The sequence below is a fragment of the Actinomycetota bacterium genome, assembly GCA_005774595.1.
GTDB lineage: Bacteria > Actinomycetota > Coriobacteriia > Anaerosomatales > D1FN1-002 > D1FN1-002.
The window spans coordinates 1-3532 of record VAUM01000206.1; the positions used below are offsets into that span (position 1 = coordinate 1).

Sequence of the window (3532 nt, forward strand, 5' to 3'; positions counted from 1 at the left end):
CTCCACCACGACGGTGCCGAGCACGAGCCCCACGGCCAGCGCGAGGAACACCGAGACGAGCGAGGCTATGTGGTAGCGCAGGTTGTACACGCGTGCGATGCCTCCCGAGCCGGACGGAGCGGACGGCGGGCGGGCGGCCGTCGGTGCGCGTGCGTCAGATGCCCACCCACGCGCGCAAGCGTAGCAGGAGCAGCCCGATGAAGGCACGGGCGTCCGACGAGATGAACACGATCGCCACGATCACGGCGAGCGCCGCGAGCACGAGCAGCACGAGGTCGCGCGGGCCAGGCGAGCTGCGGTACAGCTTGTTCACGCCCTTGGCGTCCACAAGCTTCTGGCCGACCTTGAGACGCACCAGGAACGTCGACGCCATCCCGCGGCGGCCCTTGTCGAGCATCTCGTGCAGATTCGCGTGCGTCCCCACCGCGACGATGAGGTCGGCGCCGGACTCGTACGCGAGCAGCAGCGCGACGTCCTCGCTCGTGCCCCCAGCCGCCCACACGGTGCCGTCGAGTCCCATCCGCCACAGGCGCTCCATCCCCGGCGCGCGACCGTCCGGGTAGCCGTGAACGATGAGCTGGGCGCCGCTTCGCAGCGCGTCGTCGGTGACCGAGTCCATGTCGCCGATGACGAGGTCCGGCGTGAACCCGACCTCCATGAGCGCGTCCGCGCCCCCGTCCACGCCCACGAGCACCGGCTTCATCTCGCGCACGTACGAGACGAGCGCGCGCAGATCCTCCTTGTAGTCGTAGCCGCGCACCACGACGAGTACGTGCCGGCCCGCCATCGGAACGCGCGTCTTCGGCACGTCGGCGCCCTCCGCGAGCAGCGCCTTCTCCTTCTCGAGGAACTCGAGTGTGTTGCGAGCGAACTCGTCGATGCGCTCGCCGACGCCGGCGCGCGCGTCGTCCATGGCCAGTTCCACGTCGTCGATGGTCAGCGCCGTGCCGCTCGCCACCAGCGCGCCATCCACGATCACGTCGCCGCCGTCGACCGTCACCACCTGGCCGTCACGCACGCGGTCGAAGACCTCCGGCCCGACCGCGTCGATGATACGCACGCCCCCACGCAGCAACAGCAGCGGGCCGATGTTCGGGTACGCCCCGGTGATCGACGGCGCCGCGTTGACGACCACCTCTACGCCCGTGAGCAGCAGCGTCTCGGCGGTCACGCGGTCGAGGTCGGCGTGGTCGATGATGGCGATGTCGGCCGAGCCGAGCCGCTTCACGAGGTCCTTCGTGCGCTTGCCGAGCCGTGCGGTGCCCTGCTGCCTCACGCAGCCTCACCGCCCACGTCCTCGCCGCGTGCGGCCTCGAGCAGTTCGCGCGCGTGCGCGAGCACCGCATCCGAATCGCCGCCCGACAGCATCCGCGCGACCTCGGCCACGCGCTCGTCGCCCGTCACCGTTCGCACACTCGTCACCGTGCGCCCGTCGCGCTCGACCTTCTCGACCACCACGTGCGCGCCTGCGTGCACGGCCACCTGCGCGAGGTGCGTCACCACCAGCACCTGGTGCCCGCGCGCGAGCGCCGCGAGCCGGCGCCCGACCGCGTGCGCGGTGGTGCCGCCGATGCCGGCATCCACCTCGTCGAAGACGAGCACCGGCACGTCGTCGGCGGCTCCGAGCACGCCCTTGAGTGCGAGCATCACGCGCGAGACCTCACCGCCCGAGGCGATCTTGGCCAGTGGTCGGGGCGGCTCGCCCGCCGATACGCTGAACAGGAACTCGACCCGCTGCGGGCCCTCCGCACTCCACTGCTCGTACGGCAGCTCCTCGAACGCCACCCGGAACGCGGCCGCCTCCATCGCGAGGTCGCGCGCCGCCGCCGCCAGCGCAGCCTCGAACGCCGGCGCCGCCGCGGCACGCGCCGCGGCCAGGCTCTCGCCCGCGCCCTTCAGCGCCGCGTCAGCCAGCGCCAATGCGGCCTCGGCGTCCGCGAGCCCCTCCTCGCCCTTCTCCAGCGCCGCGAGCTCGCCCGCCGCCCGTGCGCGTTCCGCGAGCACCTCGCCGAGCGTCGGGCCATGCCGGCGCGCCAGGTCGCGCAACGCCGCCAGCCGCGTCTCTGCGGCGTCGAGCTCGCGCGGGTCCGCGCTCACGCCCTCGCCGTACGCGCGCAGCCCGCGCGCGGCTTCCTCGACCGCGTCTGCCGCGGCGCCCAGCGCCTCCGCGAGCGCGTCGAGTGCTGGGTCGAGCCCCGCCGCCCGTCCGAGCGCCCCGCGTGCCGCATCGAGCGCCTCACCCGCGCCGGCCTCGCCTCTCAGCGACTCGATCGCCAGCGCGGCGGCCTCCGCGAGCCGCTCGGCATGCCGCAACGCGGGCAGCCGCGCCTCGATCTCCTCGTCCTCGCCCTCGTGCGGCGCGACAGCGTCGATCTCGCGCACGACCGCCTCGAGTTCGGACACGCGACGCTCCCGGTCGCCAAGCGCCGCGGCGACCGCGTCGCGCCCAGCGGCCGCGGCGGTCCGCGACGCCCACGCGCCCGCGTACGCGTCGAGCGCCTCGCGCACGGGTGCGCCCGCGAACCGGTCGAGGTACTCCGTGTGCCGTGCGGGCCTCAGCAGCGCCTGGTGCTCGTGCTGGCCGTGGAGGTCCACCAGCGGGCCCAACGCCGCCTCGAGCGCGCCGACCGTGGCCATGCCGTCGCCGAGGTCACAGCGCGAGCGGCCCTCGGCCGTCACACGCCTGCGCGCGAGGACCTCCTCACCGCCCACCGCGAACCGGCCCTCGACCAGCGCCTCGGCCGCCCCGGCGCGCACCATCGACGAATCCGCGCGCTCGCCCAGCAGCAGTGTGAGCGCGCCGACGAGCGCGGTCTTGCCCGCGCCCGTCTCGCCGGTCAGCACCGTCATGCCCGGCCCGAACTCGAGCCGGACGTCCTCGATCAGCGCGAGGTCGCGGACGTGGAGCTCCTCGAGCACTCCCGTCAGCCCCCGAAGAACTCGTCGCGGCAGACTTCGTAGAAGTCGCGGCCGCCGAGCTTCACGAGCGACACGTCGTGCGCGCCGCGTGTGACAGCGACCCGCTCGACCGACTGGCGGCACGGCACGGAGTCGCCGTCGACCATCACGCACGCACCCGCGCGCGACGGGTCGGGGAACGAGATCTCGACCGTGTCCGACGCCGCGACCACGATCGGCCGCGCGCGCAGCGTGTGGGCGCACACGGGCACGACGAGCAGCCCGCTCACGTCGGGCGCGAGCAGCGGGCCGCCGGCCGACAGCGCGTACGCGGTCGAGCCGGTCGGGGTCGCCACCGCAACGCCGTCGCAGGTGAACGTGTCGAGCAGGGTGCCGTTGACCGACACGCCCGCGCGCACCGCGCGCCCGGACGGACCGCGGCCGACGAAGACCTCGTTCAGTGCCCGGTAGGTGCCCGCCTCGCGCCCGCCGACCTGCACCTCGGCCGACAGCGTCGCGCGCCGCTCGATGCGCGCCTCACCCGCCAGCGCGGTCTCGACCGCATCGCGCAGGTCGTCGGCGAGCGCGCCGACCATGAAGCCGAGGCGCCCGAGGTTGACGCCGAGCACCGGCG

At 74.3% G+C, this 3532-nt stretch carries 4 protein-coding genes; all 4 read right to left on the reverse strand.

The window, feature by feature from the left end; translation table 11 throughout:
* The coding region (locus FDZ70_07925; protein ID TLM73164.1) for a hypothetical protein at window positions 1–207 on the reverse strand (207 nt) is incomplete at its 3' end.
* On the reverse strand, window positions 155–1276 hold the full coding sequence (locus FDZ70_07930; GenBank protein TLM73165.1) for a hypothetical protein: 1122 nt from the start codon (window positions 1274–1276) through the stop codon (window positions 155–157). The genes FDZ70_07930 and FDZ70_07925, both read right to left, overlap by 53 nt.
* Entirely contained in the window at window positions 1273–3072 is a 1800-nt protein-coding gene (recN, locus tag FDZ70_07935) for a DNA repair protein RecN (GenBank protein TLM73166.1), read from the reverse strand. The genes FDZ70_07930 and recN overlap by 4 nt, the downstream gene beginning before the upstream one ends.
* On the reverse strand, window positions 2925–3532 hold a 608-nt coding region (locus FDZ70_07940), incomplete at its 5' end, for an NAD(+)/NADH kinase (GenBank protein ID TLM73167.1). The genes recN and FDZ70_07940, both read right to left, overlap by 148 nt.